Genomic DNA, 17,245 nt, shown 5'->3' on the forward strand with positions numbered 1-17,245 from the left:
CCGGGTGGCGGCCCGGGCCACGGCGGCCCGCTGGCGCGCGAGTTGGACGGCGCGGACGGGGTCGGCGGCGCGGGACCCTTCGGCACCGGCACCGGCACCGGCGGCGTCGGCACCGGCGGCGTCGGCGGCGTCCGCCGGACCTGCCGGGGCGCCCGCGACGTCGGTACGGCCCGCCGTCCGTTCCGTACGCGCGCGTACGGCCGATACGGACCCGCCGCCCTGCTCCTCCGCAGAGAGCCCGCCGTCCGCCGCCAGCCGCCCCGTCCACCGGCGGGAGACCGCCGCGACCCCGACCAGCACCGCCACCAGGCCGACCTTGACCAGCAGCCACCGCCCGTAGGACGTGCCGGTCAGCGCGTCCCAGGAGCCGACCTGCCGCCACGACTGGTAGACGCCCGTGCCGACCAGCGCGACCACGCACCCGAACGCCAGCCGCGAGAACCGCCGCACCGCCGCGCCCGGCACCGCGTCCCCCGCCCACAGGCTCGCCAGCAGCGCGGCCAGGCCGCCCAGCCACAGGGCGACGGCGAGCAGGTGCGCCACGTCGACCGGCATCGCGAGCCGGGACTGGAGGCCGACCGAGGCGTGTTCGGCCATCGCCCAGGTCGCGGCGAGGCCGACGGAGACGACCGCGCCGCCCACGGCCAGCCCGAAGGCCAGGTCGCGACTCTGGCGGGGGTCGCGCTGCCGGGCGTACGGGCCGAACAGGACGGCCAGGAAGACCGCCGCCGCCGCGAGCAGCACCAGCCGGGACAGCAGGGCCGCGCCCGGTTTGGTGGACAGCACGTCGCCGAGGCCGCCGAGGTCGAAGGCCGCGCCGACGCCCTTGCCGCCGGTGTACGCGCCGCGCAGCAGCAACAGCAGCAGCGTCGCCGCGAACAGCGCGGCCCAGCCCCCGACCGCCACCCGCGCCACCTGCCGGGTCGGCCGGGCGAGCCCGGCGAAGGCGCAGCCGCCCACCAGCAGCGCGAACCCGGCGTAGGCGGCGTACCGCCCGGCCCCGTACACCGTCTCCACCGTGCCGTCCGGCCGTACGCCGGTGATCTTCACGGTGGTCTTGGACGGGGCGCCGATGGAGAAGGTGAACGCGCCGCCCACCGGGTGGCTGTCGGCCGACACCGCCTGCCAGGCGACCGTGAACGTGCCGTCGGGCAGCCCGGCGTGCAGCGCGACGGCGGCCGTGTTCGACCTGCCGTCCAGGTGCCGGGCCCGGCCGTCCTCCACGCGCCGCCCGCGCGGGTCGAGCACGCGCACCGAGTCGGCGGACAGCAGCACGCCCTCGGAGAAGGTGAGGGAGACCTGGCGGGGCGCGGTCTGGAGCACCGAGCCGTCGGCGGGGTCGGTGCCGGTGAGCGCGGCGTGCGCGGCCGCCGGGGTGGCGCCGAGGGCCAGCAGGCCGAAGAGGGCGGCGAGCAGCGCGCCGAGCAGCGGCAGGGGCCGCGCCGCGCGGGGCGCGCGCCCGGAAACGCCCTCCCGCGCGTGACGACGATTTCCCGGGAGCCACCCCATGGACCTCAACCCCCCGGCCGGTACGTCAGCGGCTGGACCGGCACCGTGACGGTGAGCGGCGCGGACACCGCGAAGCGCAGCGTGAGGCGGATCTTCTCGCCGACCTCCGGCCGGTGCGCGAGCCCGGCGAACATCAGGTGCGAGCCGCCGCCGGCCAGCCGCAGCTCGCCGTCCGCCGGGACCGGCAGTGAACCGACCTGCCGCATCCGGGTGCCCGTGGTGGTGTGCAGCGTGACGTCGCGGGACAGCGGGCTGGTCACGGCGGTCAGGGTGTCGGCGGCGCGCCCGGTGTTGCGTACGGTCAGGTAGCCCGCGGCCATGTCGGCCATGGGCGGCTGCGGGATGTACGCGCCGCTGACGGACAGCTCGGGCCGCCCCGCACCGCCTCCGTCGCCCCCGCAGGCGGACAGCACGGCGCACGCGCCGAGGGCGAGCGCGGCGGCGGTCGCGCGGGCCGCCGTCACGGGTTCTCCCCCTTGACGATCTTCGGCAGCTCCTTGGTGTACTGCTCGGCGGTGGTGTCGGTGCCGTAGATCCAGTGGCCCTGGTCGTCCTTGGGCGAGAAGGCGACCACCTGGGCGCCGTGGTTGACGGTGACGCTGCCGTCCTTCTCCTTCTTCGGCTTCTCCACGAGGATCCCCAGCGGCCGGGCGGCGGCCTGGATGGTGTCGAAGCTGCCGGTCAGGCCGACGAAGTCCTGCCCGCCCTGCGCGTCGAGCCACTGGCGCATCCGCTGGGGCGTGTCACGCGCGGGGTCGGTGGTGACGAACACGACCCGCAGCCGTTCACGCTCGGCCTTGGGCAGCTTCTGCGCGGCGATGCCGATGTCGCTCATGATCACCGGGCAGACGTCCGGGCAGTAGGTGTAGCCGAAGTAGACGAGGGTGGGGCGCCCGGCGGTCTGCTTGATCAGGTCGTACGGCTTGCCGGAGGTGTCGGTGAGGATCAGGTCGGGCTTGGCCTTGGGCTGGTCGAGGGCGATGGCGGCCGCGGTCTTGGCGGACGCCTCGACGTCGGCCAGGGGCTTGCCGTCGTCGTCGCCGGAGCCGCCGCAGGCGGTGAGGGTGAGCGCGGCGGCGGCCGCGAGGGCGGCGGCCGTGAGGGTGGTACGCGTGGGCATGGGAGCCGATTTCTCCGTGGTCGGGGGAGACGGGGGTGGGAGCCGGGCGGCGGGCCGGGCCCGGGCCGTACGGACCAGCCGTACGGCCCGGACCCGGCCTGCGAACCTGCCGGCCGGGACGGGCCCGCCTCAGCCGGTGCGCCGCCGCCAGGCGAGGGCGCCGAAGGCGACGCCGCCCGCGCCCACGACGATGCCGACGACGCCGAGCACGCGCGCGGTGGTGTCGCCGCCGCCGTCGTCACCGTCCGCCGCCTCGGCCGCCGCGTGGCCGCCGTGCTGGTCGTCGTCCTCGTCGGGCGCGGAGACGAGCTTGAGGGAGGGCGCGGGGTTGTCCGGCTCCGGCTGGCCCTCGCGCGGCTCCTGGATCCAGCGCACGACCTCCTTGTTGGAGTAGGTCTGGAGCGCCTTGAAGAAGAGCCGGTCGGTGTCCTCGGGCAGCTTGCCGACCGACACCGGGAACTGCTGGAAGGTGCCCGGCTCGATCCGCCCGCCGCTCCACACGACCCGGCTGACCACCTCGGTGATCTGCTCGCCGTGCGACTCGACCGGCTTGTCGAGCTTGCTCTTGGTGACCTTGACCTGCCAGCCGGGCACCGGCTGCGGCATCACCGTGGTGAGCGGGTGGTCGGCGGGGAAGGTGACGTCGAGCTGCACGGTAGCGGCGTTGTCCCGCTCGTTGGGCACCTTGAAATTGATGACGCTGTAGCTGCCCTTGTCGGCCTGCCTGGGCTGGACGGTGACGTGCGCGAGGGCGGGCGCGGCGGCGAGCAGCCCGGCGCCGGCCGCGCAGGCGGCGACGAACAGGGCGCGACGGGCAGCGGGAACGGGAAGAACACGACGGACGCGACGGACGCGGGTCGGGTGCATTGAGAGCGCTCCAGGCGAAATAGTCGGTAGGACCGGATGGCCGGACGACCGGACCGGATGACCGGACCGGACGGCCGGATGACCGGTTTCCGGTGGCGGACGCGGCGACCCGCGCGGCCGCCCCCGGCCGTGCCGGAGCGCGTCGCGTCAGGCCGCGAGGCCGTACGCGGGCGGCCCTCGCCTGATCACGCTGTGCTGGAGCACCAGGGCCCGCGGCCCCGGCTCACGCCGCCCGTGCCCGTACGCGCCCGCGCCCGGCACGCGCGGCGGCGCCCCCGGCAGCCCGGCGCGCAGCGCCCGTACCAGCCGCAGAGCGGTGCGCAGCGCCCGTACGAGCGCCTCCTCGGCCGCGCCGCGCGCCGACCGCGCCGACTCGGCCGACAGCCGCACCACCCGCCACACCGCGACCTCGCCGCGCCGCAGCAGCCAGCCCGCGACGACCGCGGCCAGCAGGTGGCCGAGCACCATGGGCAGGGAGGGCAGGAGGGAGACGAGCAGAGCGGGCGGGCACGCGGAGGACCCGCCGGCCGCGCCCGTCCCGCCGGTACCGCCGTGGCCGAGGTGGCCGAGGTGGCCGACCGCGGGGTCGATCCCGCTGCGTACGACGATGGCGTGCGCCTCGGCGGCACTCATCGGCCGCGGCCCGGGGGCGCACGCCAGCCGCCGCGCGAGGGCGACCACGCCGTCGGACCCGTGGCCGTACGCGCCGGACGGGCCGTACGGCCGGAAACCGACCTTCCCCGCGGCGTGCCGCTGCCCGGCCTCGAAGAGGGTGTGCAGCGCGAGCTGCCCCCCGGCGAGCAGGGCCGCGATCCCGGGCAGCGCCCGCTCGCGCCCGGCCAGCAGGGCCACCACGGCGAACATCCCGACGCACCCCAGGCCGACCGCCCACAGCGGCACCGCCGCGCACGACCCGAGCCCGTGCCCGGCCGCGGCCAGCGGCACGCACACCGCCGTGAACAGCGCGGCCCGCAGCGCCCGCAGCCCGGCCCCGGCCCGCGGCCGCGCGCCGGAGCGCGCGGCGGCCTCCGGGCGGGGACGGCCCCGGGGGCGGCGACGGACGGACGGCGGGTGGGCAGGCATGGCGGCGATATCATCGCACCCGGCCGTCCGGCTGCCTACGGCGGGGACGTACCACCGCACACCTGGACACGGCTCTACACCCTTTCGCGACGTTCGCGCGTCGGCCAAATGAGCGGAGTCACGCGGTTCGCACGCTTACACTCCCCCAAGCCAGGCAATACGTACGGTATGTCGAGCCGTGGGCGTGGCAGGGAGGCTGGAGCATGAGCATCTGGTGGTCTCTCCACTTGCGCCGCGAAGCGGCGAGCGTGCCCCTGGCCAGACGCCTGCTGCTCGGCACCATGGAGACCGCCGGGGTCGACCCGGACATCTCCTACGACCTGTCAGTCGCCCTGTCCGAGGCGTGCGCCAACGCCGTCGAGCACGGGGGCGGCGACGGCGCGAGCGATGCCTACCGGGTGACGGCCTTCATCGACGGCGACACCTGCCGCATCGAGGTCACGGACTCCGGCCCCGGCTTCTCGGCCCCCCTCCAGGAGCCCCTCTCCCCGGCCACGGACCGCCGCCCCGAGCCCGCGTCCGCCTCCCACCCGCGCACCACCCCCGAGCCCGCCTCCCAGCCCCTCGCCCAACCGCAACCGCACCCGACGAGGCAGCCGGCCCCAGCCCATGCGGAGCATGGGCGGGGCCTCTTTCTGATCGAGGCCCTGACCGACCACGTGCGCTACCGGGACCGGCCGGGGTGCAGCGGGGTGGTGGTGAGCTTCGACAAGATCCTCAAGTGGAAGGCGGACAGCCTGCTGAAGGCGTCGTAGCGGGCCAGGGCAGCTTCGACCAGCGCAAACGGCTGGTCAGCCCGCTCTGAGGACCACGGTGACGGCCCGCCGTAGCCGAGCCAGCGGGCTGCGAGCCACTGGGACGACCACACCTATCGGAAGGCCACCACCAGGCGGGTGGAGGTCTTGTCGATGATTCGTCCGCTGGGGAGCCGGTCGTCGGGGGTGTGGGCGCGGTGGGCGGTGATGACGGGTTGGGCGGCGCGGTCGGTGTCCCAGGCGCGGATCTGGTCGCATAGCCTGTCGGCGAGTTGCTGCCCGGCCGGGCCGTGTCCGTACGCGCCGAGTTCCGAGCGGCGTCCGTCGACCTCCTGCTTCAGGCGGCGCACGGCGAAGTACGCCAGCGAGTCGCCCTCCGCCAGGGCGGGGCTGCGGACGGGGATGGCAGGCGTGCACAGCCCGGTCTCCACGGCGGTCGCGTCGGCGGCGATGCGGCAGGTGTCGGGTTCGGCGGCGGTCAGGCGCAGCCACACGCCGTCGAAGGAGTCGTACGGGCCGACCGTCACACCGGACCACGTCTCTGCCCTGGGCTGGTTCAGGGCTTCGCGCAGGGCTGCGGGGTCGATGGGCTGGTCGGTGTCCCAGTACAGGGTGACGTGCCCGCCTTCGTCGATGGCGCCGTCGTGTTCTCCGTCCTGGCCGACCATGGGGACGAAGCCGCACAGCTCGACGTCGTCGGAGCGCAGGGAGTCGGCCTCGCGGACGAAGGCGACCGAGCGGGTCTGGCCGCGCCAGCGCAGGGGCACCACCAGGCGCCCGCCCACGGCGAGCTGGTCCCACCAGGCGGGCGGGAGGTCCCAGGCGCCGACGGTGAGGATCAGCCGGTCGTAGGGTGCGTGCTCGGAGTCGCCGAGCACCCCGCCCCGGGTGGTCACGTGCACGCAGCCGTAGCCCGTGGCCTCCAGCGCCTTCTCGGCCGCGGCGGTGACTTCGGGGTCGATGTCGACGGTGGTGACCTGGCCTTCCTTGCCGGTCAGGTGGGCGAGCAGGGCGGCGTTGTAGCCGGTGCCCGCGCCGATTTCCAGGATGCGCTGGCCGGGGCGGACGTCGAGCTGCTGAAGCATCATGGCCACCACGGACGGCATGGACGCGCAGCTCAACGCGGCGCCGTCGCTGCCGCGCTTGGTGATCACCGCCTGGTCCGCGTACGCCTCCTCAAGGCTGGCGGCGGGCACGAACTCGTGGCGGGGGACCTCGCGCATGGCCGTCTCGACGCGGTCGGACGTCAGGGTTCCTTCGGCGGTGAGCAGGTCGAGCAGGCGGGCGCGCAGGTCTTCGGGCGAGGTGGGGGTGGTGTTCATCAGCGTGTCGACAAGTCCTTCCATGAGGTGCCCGCCGGGGAGCCACAGCACCCCGAGGGCCCGGTGGAGTCCGCCCCCGTCGTGCCGTGAGACCTCCTCTGCCGGGCCATCCGGATTCCCGCGCGGGGATTGGCGGATCGCCTCGTCGGCCACAGTGCGGTCCACCGGCTTGGCGGCGGGCGCTGGCCGGGCGGCCAGCCACTATTTCCGGGCTATGACGTAAACGCTGCCCCATTCCCGCTTAGTATTCGCTAGAGCAGGGTCGAAATCCCAGGGCTCGACAGTACTGAAGCCTGCCTCGGTGAAGAGTTGTACCAGCTTCTCGTGGTCATAGGCCCAGTAATGAGGGTTGTACGTGGCATCGTCGTCTTGGTCGCGGAATACATAGTTGATCAGATCGAGGTAGGTGTTGATGTCGCCGAGACAGCTTCGCTTCGAGTACCACCGTTCGATCATTTCGGCGGTCTGCTGCGGTGGCGCCGGGTACTGGTCAAGCACGAAAGCGGCGTCGGGAACACCAGTGATGACCTGTCCGCCAGGTGTCAGAACGCGGTACGCCTCGCTGGCGTAGAGTTTGGCGGACCTCGGGTAGTCGATGTGTTCCAGGAAGTGTTCCGAGAACAGGAATCGCACGGTGGCGTCCCGTAGAGGTATTCCCTCGCGTACGTCCCACAGGAGGTCGGCAGGCGGCACGGCATCGATGTTGTAGAAGCCATCGATGCGATGAGCGCCGCCGCCTATCTGCACCTTCGTCGGTGCTTCATCGATCCGGCCGTCGGGCCATGCCTTCTGGCTGGCGCGGTGGTTCCGATAGAGCCCTACCTCCTTTGCGGTGGCGCGCAGAGTCCGAGCCAGGCCATGGGAGATTGCGGGGTTCCGGAGGAGGTCGGCGATCTGCTTACTGAGGTCATCGATCGCGGAAGTGGTCGTATCGAGGTACTTCATCAGCGGCGAGTCCTTAATCGGCTTACCGGTGTCACGCGGCCGCAGTGGCGGGCTCTGTCCATTGGTTGTTGCGCATCAGGGTGTACTTGATGTCCACGAGCCTGGGAGCGATGGTCAGGTCCAGTTGCTCGGCTGGATGGAGGCGCCCCGTGTCGTCCTGCTCGGCACGCCATATGCGGTAGTCGAGTTCCGGGTATGCGGGATTGATGCCTATCTCACCCTTGGGAATCGTCCCGTTGAATGGCGTCACGATGTCCATGTGGTTCCAGTAGTTCCACGCCTGGAGCGCCTTGTGCTGATCGAAGTAGAAGTAGAAATCCGGGTAGCGTCCGAAGGTCCGCAGTTCCCGGTGGATCAGGTGTCCCAGTAACGGGCCGAATTGACCGGACAGGCTGTCGAACTCCCAGCGGGTGTGGTGCCAGGCTTCCGGGACCTCGCCGGGAGTGAACAGTCGGGCCGCGACCAGGAAGCTGATGCGCTCGGTGAGATAGGCGCGGGCATGCCCAGTATCAATCGTGTGATCGATTCGCGCGATGAGCGAGTCCAACTCGCTCGGGGAAGGCCGGAACTTCGCGAGGTCGAACTTCCCTGACATGTGCGGGAACGACTCGAAAAGCATCTCCTTGTAAAGCCAGTTGTTGAACTCTCCGCGCTCGGCCCGTTCCTTGGTCTGTGCCGTCGTAGAGTGCAGCATCAGATACTCGGCCAACGCCTCGAAGTACAGGTAGCCGAGGATCGGCAGGCGAGGGATCGTCTCGTCCAGTAGCCGTAGGAACTGCTCCGGCCGCACGGAGGCGCTCTGGTAAACGATCGCCGCAGTGAGGGCCAGAAAGGCCGTGGAGTTCTTCGTCCTGCTGACGATCGTCTCGCGCAGTTGGTGCCGCTCTGCCTTGGACAGAAGATATTCGAGGCGGCGGTAGATTTCCAGGTGGATGGACCCCAGGCGCAGGTAGTCCACACCGGCAAGCCCTCGGTACGCCTGGGGCGGGAGGTTCACCTCGAAGATCAGCGGGGTGGGTGCGCTGCCTGGCTCGCCGACCTTCGCGACGAAGGCCGGTGCCTCCTTGGTGAGTACGTAGGCGGCGAGGTTGTGCATGCGGAAGCCGCTTCCGCTCACGCTGAGCGGTGCGCAGTAGATGCTGCCGACCAGACAGCCACCGGAGGGGTAGAGGATGCCGTGTTCGCTGATCTGCTCCAGCGCGTGGGTGACGTGCAGCAGATGCAGCTTCCCGCCCCTGGTGAGGGCGTCGAAGAGCGCGTTGTGCCGGAGAAGCCGCCCGTTGGGGGTCTCCTCCACGAGTCGGGCTTCCCACGCCGCCGCCCGATCGGCGAGTGGGTCGGCGTGCGTGGCGGGGCCGGGGATGTGGGCCGTTCCGTAGAACACGTGCGCGTCGGCCCACTGCTGGTAGGCGTCGATGAAGTCCATCAGGTGATCAGCTCCCGCTGTTCGAGGGCCGTGAAGACCGCCTCGGCGCTCTCGGCTCCGGCCAGGTGGGCAGCTTCGGAAGACACGACCAGGTCGAAGGCGGTCGTGCGCAACTGGTCGAAGGCGTTCGCGCGGACGTGAGCCGAGTCCGGCCACCAGCTCAGCTTCGGCAGCCGGTACCGGTCCAGCGCGTCCGCCGCCTTGAGGAGATCGCTGATCTGCTCGGAGCGGGCGTGGTCCGCTCGGTCGTCGGCACTGAAGGCGGCGTACGGCAGATCGTGCAGGCGTACGGCGACGGCAGCCCGGCCTACATGCCTCGGTATCGGGGTGAGGCCGAAGTGGCTCCAGACGGTGTCCTGGTTCTCGGTGAGCCAGCGCGCCGCACGGGCGCCGTGCCCGCGGTCGTCCTTGTCGTGGAGACGGCGGCAGTCGTGTACCGCCGCAGCCACGATGAGTGTGGCGGTGTCTTCCTCATCCATACCTGCGGACTCGGCCAGCAGGGCCGCCAGGACCGCCGTGCGCATACCGTGGCGGATTCCGTGCAGCGAATCGGTGGTTTTGGGCTCGGCCAGCCAGTGGGCGGGGAGTGCACACCGGTGGAGCAGCCGTTGCGAGGCGGAACGGAGGAGCAGGGGCGAGTCGTCGGGGAAGTCCGGCCGGTTCGATTCGATCCAGCGCAGTGTGGCGTGGTCGGTGAACTGGTGGTGCGGTAACTGCTTGCGCGCAGCCAACTCGACTAGGCTGCCGGTCGGCAGGGGCGTGCTCATCAGGCCCACCTCCTCGGCGGTCTGCGAAGGCGGACGGCTCAGCTTTCGGGCGCGGGATGGGCGGCGCGCTGCCCCTGCTCCTTGCGGTCCCGCTCGGCGGCCTCGAAGGCGGCGGTGAAGGCGGCGAGTTCCTGCTCGCTCATCAGCGTCACGTCCAGTTCCTCGGCGACCGTTCGGATGCGCGCGACAGCCTCCTCCTGTGCGGCGGCGCTCGCCGAGTCATCGAGCAGTACCTCGAACTCCGCGTGGTGCCCCCACGCCTCGCTCCATTTCACGGCGATCTCGACTCCGTGGTAACGGAAGTTGCGGCGTTGGTTGAACGCTTCGTGCATCTCGGCCTCGAAGCCGAGGGCGTTGAAGATACGGACGGCAGCCGGGACGTCCTCGCGAGTAATGGCGATCTCGGTCTCGGGGAAGGCCGCGCCCTGGCCGATCTTGCTGTCTTTGAGCGTGATCTTCGCTGAGCCAGAGGCGGTATTGTCGGTGACCTTCAACAGCTTGTCGGGCAGGACGTAGAAGTAGATGTGCTTGTCGTCACAGCCCAGGTCCTCTCCGTCCCGCGCCAGGTGCGAGAGGAGCCGGTCATGGGCTTCCCTGTCGAACCGGGCGCGCATCTCGATCTCGATGGCCAATGCTCTCTTCTCCTTGCAGTAGGCATGGGTGATCCGCCCGAACCAGGTGAGGCGGGCCCGCATGGTCCGGATGCGGCGATACGGGGGAAGAGGAACTGGGCGGTGCGGTCAGCGGGCCGTGCTCGACCGCACCGCCGTGTCGTACGTCAGTAAGGGGATGTGTGCGTCAGGCGGTCTCGCCGAAGCGGTCGCGTACGACACCGTCGTGCAGGTAGGTGGGGAGCGGGACGCCGCCCACCGAGAGACGGGTGGTGGCGACCTGCTCCAGTGTCTCGCTCGGGAAGCCCTCCAGCAGCCGCAGGCACTGCTTCACCCATTCGCGGGATTGGGGCCAGTCGCCTCCGTCACGGTTGAGCACGGCGAGCGCGTACGCGGTTTCAGCCGCGGCCCAGCGGTCCGTCGCCAGTTCCCGCTGGAAGCTGCTCTCCAACTCGCCGACGGAAGCGAGGCGGGTCTGGTTGGTCATGCTGCCCTCTCTTGTGCGGTGGTGCCTCGGTGGTGCTCAACGCGCCGACGTTCCGTCGGTGACGCCGACTGCGCTCAGTAGGTGTAGATCTCCGCGAGTGTCCGGTATTCGTGCAGCTCGTCCTTGTCGAACCACAGCTCCACCTCTTGGTCGGCCTCCTCCTTGTTGCCGGAAGCGTGGACCAGGTTCGCCACCGCCTTCCCCGAGGCGATGCTGGCGGCCTTGCCGTAGTGCGAGAAGTCTCCCCGCACCGTGCCAGCCGGAGCCTCGTTGGGATAGGTACTCCCGACGATCTTGCGGACCGTGGCGACCGCGTCGAAGCCCTCCAGCACGAGCGCGATAACCGGCCCCTGCTGCATGAACGCGGCGGTGAAGTTGTAGACCTCGGAGCCGAGCCGCTCCTCCAGGTCGAAGTAGTGGCGCCGGGTGAACTCCGCGTCCATCTGCTTCATCTTGACACCGACGATCTTCAGCGCCGCGTCCTCGAATCGACTGATGATCTTCCCGGCGAAGCCGCGGACCACCGCGTCGGGCTTGAGGAGCACGAGAGTGCGCTCCGGCGTCGGTTCCTGGTTGGGGGGCATCGGTTCCCTCTCAGCTACGGGCATGCGGAATGACGGGCAGTAAGCGCCGTCACCGACTGAGGCTACCGGTGCTGGAAGGGCGGTCATCGTCTGACGGGCGACCTACCGCAGGCGATGTCGGCCGGGCGCCCGCGTCGCTCTTCGCGACCAACGCCGCTCCGGCTGCGGACCCGGCGCCGAATCCGCTCCATGCGGGGGATGGCTCCGCGCGTGGTCCACGCCGCCAACCGGCTCGACGGCTGCTACCGGCCCCGCTCGGGGCTGGATCCCAGCGCCCGAGGAGCCGCTGTGGTCCCGCATGACGAGCGTCCAGTGCAACTGCTCCAGGTGGAAGACACACGCGCGACAGGCACGTACATCCACCTCGATGCCCCGCGCCGTGATGGACCCGATGACCGCGACCTCGACTCCGACTCGGTCGCACCGAAAGCAGGTGCCCGAAGCCCACGTGAAGCGCCCCCATAGTGCAAGCGGTTTCATGCCTCGTCCTCGCCGTCGACGGGGCGGAGATCCGAGAGTTTCGCCGTCCACTCGCGCCCGCCACCCACCGGTCGCAGCCAGACGTGGGAGGGCACGCTGGCCGACGAGTACGGCCATGGCTGCACCTTCCCCTTGCGGCCGGTCCTGACATCGGTCACGAGAGTGCCGTCAGTCGGCCACTCGGGAACCGATGCCTCGCCGCTGTCGCTGGCGGCAGAGCGTCGAGTGCCAGTCGGGGCCGCGTCCGTCTGATTGCGTGATGCGGTGTCCATCCTTGGGCCTCCACGGATTCGGTGCGGTTCGCGGTCCGCTTCAGCAGCGGGAGGTTGACTCGGGGCGGGCCGCCTGACCGTCCGGGCGGACGAGCAGCCTGCCCGCCCGGACGGCGATCTTCAACCGCAGCCTCAAGACCGCTCATGTGACGAGGCGGCCGTGAGAGGCGCGGCCATGCACGTCCTCGGTCCGGTGTCCCAACTCGTCGGTCCGCTGAAGGCTTTCGCACTAGACTCTGCGAGTCCGGCGTGCTGGTTCCTCTTCGGCGAGCTGGGACCCCACCCGCCCCGCCGTGGGTGCGGCGAGGCCGGTGGCGGCCTTGGACTGCGTGTATATGAGTCAACCGGCTCGGCGGTCGGCCCACTATGAACGGGCAGTGCATCGAGCACGCAGCGGCGATGCACCTGCCGTGCACGGCACCTACGAGGGAGACGTCGGAGGCGCTGATGGAAGTGATCGGCATCTGGAGCGGCCGCTACGCCTGCGCGCTCCAGTCGGCTCTCCGTATGACCAACGAAGCCTTCGCCAACCATCTGGGCATCGCACTCCGTACCGTCGCCACGTGGCACGCCGATCCCGGCATCGTGCCCCGGGCCGAGATGCAGCAGCTCCTGGACGAGGTGCACGAGAGGGCAGCGCCATCGGTGCGCAAGCGGTTCGCGATGTTGGCCTCGGGCGAAGACAGCAGCGGCCAGGGCACGGAGATCGGCGAGCCCGCGCCCCAGGCGCTTCGCGTCGCGATCGCCGTCGTGATCCGCGAGGACGATGTCCTGATGGTCTGCCGTCGCGATGCCGACTCCTCCGGGCTCACGTGGCAGTTCCCCGCAGGAGTGATCAAGCCCGGAGTGCGGCCGGAGACAGCCACCGTCCGCGAGACCCTGAACGAGACAGGAGTGCACTGCGCCGTCCGGCAAGGGCTCGGCAGCCGCGTCCACCCTGTCACCGGGGTGCACTGCGAGTACTTCCTGTGTGAGTACCTGGCCGGTGAGGCCAGAAACGGTGACGTCGTAGAGAACGTGGACGTGATGTGGGCGCCGAGAAACGCGGTGAGCCGCTTCATCCCCACCCATAGGATCTTTCCACCGATCTTGACCGCCTTGGAGGAGACCATGACGGAGCCTGCGGCTGACGACCGCCCGGGTATCTCGGCCGCGATCATCGTCCACGAAGGGCGGGTCCTGATGGTCCGGCGCCGGGTGAAGGAAGGCCAGCTCTCGTGGCAGTTCCCCGCAGGGGAGATCGAACCGGGTGAGTCGGCGGCGGAAGCGGCCGTCCGTGAGACGTTCGAGGAGGTCGGCCTGAAGGTCGCCCCAGCCAAGCTCCTCGGCGAGCGCGTGCACCCCAAGACACAGAGGCTCATGTCCTACACGGCATGCGACGTGGTCTCCGGCACCGCCCACGTGGCGGACACCGAGGAACTCGCCGAACTCGCGTGGTGCGCGCACGCCGAGATCCCGGAGTACGTGCCCTACGGCCTCTACGAGCCGGTTCAGGCGTACCTGGACGAGACGCTGCTCCGGTAGGCGCTCCCCTGGCGCAGGCAGCCGACACACGGGGAGCAAGGGCCACCAGCCACCAGAGCGGTTCTACAGCCCTCTGCGTCGCTGATGCCGCGCCGCTCGTAGAGGGCCAGCGCATGGTCAGGCGAGAGCCTTCGACGGGGCACATCCAGGGCACACGAGGCCGGAAACCACCGGTGACCAGTGCGAAGCGCTGAGAGGCGTTTTCGCTGGTCACCGGTGGTTTCGGGGCATCGGCGCAGGTCAGCCCGGCGCCCCCGTCACACGATCCTCAAGTGGAAGGCGGACAGCCTGCTGAAGGCGTCGTAGCGGGGCGGCTGGCTCCGGCCTCCTTACTCCGTCGGGCGTGGCCCAGTAGTCGTCGGCCGGTTCGGCGCGGACGCCCTCCACCGTGGTAACGGGTTCGCTTCGATCGACTTGCCAGCGCAACATCACCTTTGACGAGCTCGTCAGCTCAGCGCCTCCCGCAGCATCGCCGCGACGTCCACCTGCGGATCCTCCGCGCGCAGGAAGGCCGCGGCCTGCTCGATCACCTGCGAGCACGCGTCGGGCGGTGCCGCGGTCAACGCCGCCCGGAACCACCCCACGAATCCCGCACGCTCCGACGGCGGCGGCGCCAGCCACGGCAGTGGCAACCCCTCCGTCGCGTACGGCGCCGCCGGAAGTCCCACCCGCTCCGGATGCACACACACCGGCACCCCACCCGCCGTAAACCGGAAACCGGTTTCCGCGTCGAACGGGCACTCCCGCGACGGCCGCTCGACCACGTCGAAGCCGCCGCCAGGAAACCGCAGCGACGGGCAGATCCCACACACCGGCCGCAGCCCGTCCCGCGTGAAGGGCTCGGCTTCTCCCGCCTCCTCCGGCATTCTGCACTCCATCCGGCCTCGTACCGTCCCAGGCAAGCCTGGCAGAGCCCGGAGCGGCTCCGACGAAGGCACATCCAGGGCACACGAGCCCGGAAACCACCGGCGACCGGTGCGAAGCGCTGGAAGGCGTCTCCGCTGGGTCACCGGTGGTCTCGGGGCATCGGCGCAGGTCAGCCTCCTCGACCCGGGTCCGGGGAAGTGCCCGTTCAGCGATGGACGGCGCTGCGTCCAGCGCGCAGGTCCGCCAGGGCGTCCGCGTGCTGCTGGTTGGTGAGGGGCTGTGGCGGGGCATCGAGGTGGAAGTAGCGCACTTCAAGCGTCTCGGCGCCAGGCGGTGCCCCGGCACGGTCGTCGGTCTCATGCAGGCTTCCGCCGATCGGTGTGCCGCGGAAGAACGCCGTGATGGGCTGGGCCCTGTCTCCGTTCGGGTAGGTGTGCCAGTATTTGGTGTATATGCCAAGCAGTTCGGTGACCCGTACGTCGAGCCCGGTTTCCTCCCCGACCTCGCGGACCGCGGCCTCTTCGGCGGACTCCCCGAGTTCGACGGCGCCGCCGGGGAAGCCCCAGGCGCCGTCGTCTCCCCGGCGTTGGAGGAGCACCCGGTCTTCGTCAACGACGCAGACCGCGGCGAAGACGAGCTGGATCGGGGCAGGACCGACATGTGAGCGCAGCCAACTTATGTAGTCAGACATGGCATTGATGCTTCCTCACTGCCCAGGGCCATCGCCGGTCCGCGGTCGCCCGAGCGGCAGCGGTTCCGTGAAGGGTTACGGCCGGAGGCGGTCCGTTGCCTGGGCGCCGCCTTGGCGATGCGTACCGCGGCGGCCCACGACAGCCTTGAAGGCTCGTAGCCTGGCCGGGTGGTCCTGGCCGAGGCAAACGGTCGGCCCGCCGGCCTTCGCGGACCGGCGGCGAAGCCGTGCGCAGGTCGGCGTGGCACCATCAGGGCACCCCTGCCGGGCCTTCCGCCCGCGCACCGGCCCACGACAGGTGACGCCAGCCCATGACGAGCCGTCCGACCGCAGGAACGACCTCCGGGCCGCCGCCCGGGCCCGGTGAGGGCGCCGACGTCGTGCTCTCCTACGCCGACGCGCGGGGGCGGTGGGTGCTGCTCGCGACCGTGCTCGGGTCCGCGATGGCCTCCATCGACGCGACCGTCGTCGGCATCGCGCTGCCCGCCATCGGGCGCGACTACGGCACCGGGCTGACCACCCTTCAGTGGGTCGTCACCGCGTACACCCTGACGCTGGCCGGGCTGCTGCTGGTCGCCGGGGCGCTCGGCGACCGGTACGGGCGCAGGCGGCTGTTCGTGGTCGGGACCGTCTGGTTCGCGCTCGCGTCGGTGCTGTGCGGCGTGGCCCCGAACGCTCCGGTTCTCGTGGCCGCCCGCGCGCTCCAGGGCGTCGGCGCCGCGCTGCTCGCGCCCGGCAGCCTGGCCATTCTTGAGGCGTCCTTCCGGCCCGAGGACCGGGGCCGGGCCATCGGCGCCTGGTCGGGGCTGAGCGGGGTGGCCACCGCCGTGGGGCCGTTTCTGGGCGGGCTGCTGGTGCAGGCCGCGTCCTGGCGGCTGATCTTCGCCATCAACCTGCCGGTCGCCGTCGCGGTGGTCGTCGTGGCCCGGCGGTACGTGCCCGAGTCCCGCGACCCGGCCGCCACCGGGCCCGTCGACACCGTCGGCGCCACGCTCATCGCCACCGGGCTCGCCGGGCTGTCCTACGGGCTGATCGAGGGCCCGGCACGCGGCTGGGACAGCCCCGCCGTGCTGGTCACCCTGGTCGGGGGCGCGCTGCTGACCGGGGCGTTCGTGGCCTGGGAGCGGCGTACGGCCGCGCCGATGCTGCCGCTCGGCCTGTTCTCCTCGGCCGCGTTCACCGCCACGAACGTCGTGACGTTCATCCTGTACGGCGCGCTCAGCGGCGTCATGTTCCTGCTGCCCCTCCAGCTTCAGCAGGTGTCGGGCTACACCGCCCTGGAGGCGGGCGTGTCGCTGCTGCCCGCCACCGCCCTGATGCTCGTGCTGTCCGCCCGGTCCGGCAGCCTCGCCACCCGGATCGGGCCGCGCCCGCAGATGAGCCTCGGGCCGGTACTCGTGGGCCTGGGGATGCTGCTGTTCCTCCGCGTCGGCCGCACCGGGGACTACGTGACCGAGGTGCTGCCCGCCGTCGTCGTCTTCGGCTTCGGGCTGGCCGCGACCGTCGCGCCGCTGACCGCGACCGTGCTGGCCGCCGCCCCGGCCCGGCACGCCGGCATGGCCTCGGCGGTCAACAACGACGTGGCCCGGGCCGCCGGGCTCGTCGCCGTCGCCGTGCTGCCCGCCGCGGCCGGCATCACCAGCGCCGCCTACGCCGACCCGGCGCGGTTCTCGGCCGGATTCCACACCGCGAGCCTGATCTGCGCCGGGCTGTGCGTCGCCGCCGGGGCGCTGTCCGCGGTCGCCCTCCGCGGGCCCCGCCCGGCGCCGGCCGGCCCACCGGCCCGGCACCGGCTGCACTGTCCGCTGGACGCGCCGCCCGCCCAGGGACGGGAGCCGTGAGCCCCGGGTCCGGGGCCCGCCGCCGGTCAGTCCTGACCTGATCCCCGGGCGGTCAGCCCTGACCTCCGCCGGTCAGCCCTGACGCGCCGCCCGT

General features: G+C 71.4%; 17 protein-coding genes and 1 pseudogene. 4 read left to right on the forward strand and 14 right to left on the reverse strand.

Features of this window, described 5'->3' with window-relative positions:
* The 5 genes from RKE29_RS18160 to RKE29_RS18180 form a co-directional block, all read right to left on the reverse strand.
* The coding region (locus RKE29_RS18160; protein WP_312006476.1) for a copper resistance protein CopC at positions 1 to 1,509 on the reverse strand (1,509 nt) is incomplete at its 3' end.
* A 5-nt stretch (positions 1,510 to 1,514) separates the two neighbouring features.
* Positions 1,515 to 1,973, reverse strand: a complete 459-nt coding sequence (locus tag RKE29_RS18165) for a copper chaperone PCu(A)C (protein ID WP_312006477.1) — start codon at positions 1,971 to 1,973, stop codon at positions 1,515 to 1,517.
* Positions 1,970 to 2,629, reverse strand: a complete 660-nt coding sequence (locus tag RKE29_RS18170) for an SCO family protein (protein ID WP_312006478.1) — start codon at positions 2,627 to 2,629, stop codon at positions 1,970 to 1,972. The genes RKE29_RS18165 and RKE29_RS18170 overlap by 4 nt, the downstream gene beginning before the upstream one ends.
* Before the next feature lie 129 nt (positions 2,630 to 2,758).
* On the reverse strand, positions 2,759 to 3,496 hold the full coding sequence (locus RKE29_RS18175) for a YcnI family protein (protein WP_312006479.1): 738 nt from the start codon (positions 3,494 to 3,496) through the stop codon (positions 2,759 to 2,761).
* Between the two features lie 147 nt (positions 3,497 to 3,643).
* A complete protein-coding gene (locus tag RKE29_RS18180) occupies positions 3,644 to 4,579 on the reverse strand; it encodes a hypothetical protein (RefSeq protein ID WP_312006480.1) in 936 nt (311 codons plus the stop codon).
* Positions 4,580 to 4,782: 203 nt separating this feature from the next.
* Here RKE29_RS18180 and RKE29_RS18185 point away from each other — a divergent pair, with 203 nt between their 5' ends.
* Positions 4,783 to 5,334, forward strand: coding sequence for an ATP-binding protein (locus tag RKE29_RS18185; RefSeq protein WP_312006481.1), 552 nt, complete (start codon positions 4,783 to 4,785; stop codon positions 5,332 to 5,334).
* A 113-nt stretch (positions 5,335 to 5,447) separates the two neighbouring features.
* Here the strand turns inward: RKE29_RS18185 and fxlM are convergent, their stop codons facing one another.
* The 7 genes from fxlM to RKE29_RS18220 all read right to left on the reverse strand — a co-directional run bounded on the left by fxlM (position 5,448) and on the right by RKE29_RS18220 (position 11,476).
* The gene (gene fxlM / locus RKE29_RS18190; RefSeq protein WP_312006482.1) at positions 5,448 to 6,680 is read right to left on the reverse strand and encodes a methyltransferase, FxLD system; all 1,233 of its coding nucleotides are present in this window, start codon (positions 6,678 to 6,680) and stop codon (positions 5,448 to 5,450) included.
* Positions 6,681 to 6,857: 177 nt separating this feature from the next.
* Complete coding sequence (locus tag RKE29_RS18195) at positions 6,858 to 7,601, reverse strand: methyltransferase domain-containing protein (protein WP_312006483.1); 744 nt, start codon at positions 7,599 to 7,601, stop codon at positions 6,858 to 6,860.
* Between the two features lie 31 nt (positions 7,602 to 7,632).
* Positions 7,633 to 9,027: a hypothetical protein gene (locus tag RKE29_RS18200; RefSeq protein WP_312006484.1), complete on the reverse strand. Its 1,395-nt coding sequence runs from the start codon at positions 9,025 to 9,027 to the stop codon at positions 7,633 to 7,635.
* Complete coding sequence (locus RKE29_RS18205) at positions 9,027 to 9,794, reverse strand: HD domain-containing protein (RefSeq protein WP_312006485.1); 768 nt, start codon at positions 9,792 to 9,794, stop codon at positions 9,027 to 9,029. Before RKE29_RS18205 ends, RKE29_RS18200 begins: the two co-directional genes overlap by 1 nt.
* Before the next feature lie 38 nt (positions 9,795 to 9,832).
* Positions 9,833 to 10,426 (reverse strand): CYTH domain-containing protein, encoded by a 594-nt coding sequence (locus tag RKE29_RS18210; RefSeq protein WP_312006486.1) that lies wholly within the window; start codon positions 10,424 to 10,426, stop codon positions 9,833 to 9,835.
* Positions 10,427 to 10,592: 166 nt separating this feature from the next.
* On the reverse strand, positions 10,593 to 10,892 hold the full coding sequence (locus tag RKE29_RS18215) for a hypothetical protein (RefSeq protein WP_312006487.1): 300 nt from the start codon (positions 10,890 to 10,892) through the stop codon (positions 10,593 to 10,595).
* Between the two features lie 74 nt (positions 10,893 to 10,966).
* Complete coding sequence (locus RKE29_RS18220; RefSeq protein ID WP_312006488.1) at positions 10,967 to 11,476, reverse strand: nucleoside-diphosphate kinase; 510 nt, start codon at positions 11,474 to 11,476, stop codon at positions 10,967 to 10,969.
* 1,199 nt (positions 11,477 to 12,675) lie between these two features.
* Here RKE29_RS18220 and RKE29_RS18225 point away from each other — a divergent pair.
* A pseudogene (locus RKE29_RS18225) lies at positions 12,676 to 13,335 on the forward strand (NUDIX hydrolase); the annotation flags it as partial.
* A gap of 3 nt (positions 13,336 to 13,338) precedes the next feature.
* Positions 13,339 to 13,752, forward strand: a complete 414-nt coding sequence (locus tag RKE29_RS18230) for an NUDIX hydrolase (RefSeq protein WP_312006492.1) — start codon at positions 13,339 to 13,341, stop codon at positions 13,750 to 13,752.
* Between the two features lie 446 nt (positions 13,753 to 14,198).
* Here RKE29_RS18230 and RKE29_RS18235 read toward each other — a convergent pair whose 3' ends face one another.
* Both RKE29_RS18235 and RKE29_RS18240 read right to left on the reverse strand, forming a co-directional pair.
* Positions 14,199 to 14,618 carry a hypothetical protein gene (locus RKE29_RS18235; RefSeq protein ID WP_312006489.1) on the reverse strand — a complete coding sequence of 140 codons (420 nt, stop codon included), beginning with the start codon at positions 14,616 to 14,618 and terminating at the stop codon, positions 14,199 to 14,201.
* 206 nt (positions 14,619 to 14,824) lie between these two features.
* Positions 14,825 to 15,310 (reverse strand): NUDIX domain-containing protein, encoded by a 486-nt coding sequence (locus tag RKE29_RS18240; protein WP_312006490.1) that lies wholly within the window; start codon positions 15,308 to 15,310, stop codon positions 14,825 to 14,827.
* 311 nt (positions 15,311 to 15,621) lie between these two features.
* Between RKE29_RS18240 and RKE29_RS18245 the strand changes: the two genes are divergently transcribed.
* Positions 15,622 to 17,151 carry a DHA2 family efflux MFS transporter permease subunit gene (locus RKE29_RS18245; RefSeq protein WP_312006491.1) on the forward strand — a complete coding sequence of 510 codons (1,530 nt, stop codon included), beginning with the start codon at positions 15,622 to 15,624 and terminating at the stop codon, positions 17,149 to 17,151.
* The last annotated feature ends 94 nt before the right edge of the window (positions 17,152 to 17,245 follow it).

This window comes from Streptomyces sp. B1866, from assembly GCF_031932565.1.
In the GTDB taxonomy this organism is placed as follows: Bacteria; Actinomycetota; Actinomycetes; order Streptomycetales; family Streptomycetaceae; genus Streptomyces.

Bases quoted from the DNA above. Each gene is read 5' to 3' on its own strand.
- RKE29_RS18170 (WP_312006478.1), bottom strand. From the start codon at position 2,629: ATGCCCACGCGTACCACCCTCACGGCCGCCGCCCTCGCGGCCGCCGCC.
- RKE29_RS18220 (WP_312006488.1), bottom strand. From the start codon at position 11,476: ATGCCCCCCAACCAGGAACCGACGCCGGAGCGCACTCTCGTGCTCCTC.
- RKE29_RS18245 (WP_312006491.1), top strand. From the start codon at position 15,622: ATGACGAGCCGTCCGACCGCAGGAACGACCTCCGGGCCGCCGCCCGGG.
- RKE29_RS18230 (WP_312006492.1), top strand. From the start codon at position 13,339: ATGACGGAGCCTGCGGCTGACGACCGCCCGGGTATCTCGGCCGCGATC.
- RKE29_RS18200 (WP_312006484.1), bottom strand. From the start codon at position 9,027: ATGGACTTCATCGACGCCTACCAGCAGTGGGCCGACGCGCACGTGTTC.
- RKE29_RS18175 (WP_312006479.1), bottom strand. From the start codon at position 3,496: ATGCACCCGACCCGCGTCCGTCGCGTCCGTCGTGTTCTTCCCGTTCCC.
- RKE29_RS18235 (WP_312006489.1), bottom strand. From the start codon at position 14,618: ATGCCGGAGGAGGCGGGAGAAGCCGAGCCCTTCACGCGGGACGGGCTG.
- RKE29_RS18215 (WP_312006487.1), bottom strand. From the start codon at position 10,892: ATGACCAACCAGACCCGCCTCGCTTCCGTCGGCGAGTTGGAGAGCAGC.
- RKE29_RS18195 (WP_312006483.1), bottom strand. From the start codon at position 7,601: ATGAAGTACCTCGATACGACCACTTCCGCGATCGATGACCTCAGTAAG.
- RKE29_RS18205 (WP_312006485.1), bottom strand. From the start codon at position 9,794: ATGAGCACGCCCCTGCCGACCGGCAGCCTAGTCGAGTTGGCTGCGCGC.
- RKE29_RS18240 (WP_312006490.1), bottom strand. From the start codon at position 15,310: ATGTCTGACTACATAAGTTGGCTGCGCTCACATGTCGGTCCTGCCCCG.
- RKE29_RS18180 (WP_312006480.1), bottom strand. From the start codon at position 4,579: ATGCCTGCCCACCCGCCGTCCGTCCGTCGCCGCCCCCGGGGCCGTCCC.
- RKE29_RS18185 (WP_312006481.1), top strand. From the start codon at position 4,783: ATGAGCATCTGGTGGTCTCTCCACTTGCGCCGCGAAGCGGCGAGCGTG.
- fxlM (WP_312006482.1), bottom strand. From the start codon at position 6,680: ATGGAAGGACTTGTCGACACGCTGATGAACACCACCCCCACCTCGCCC.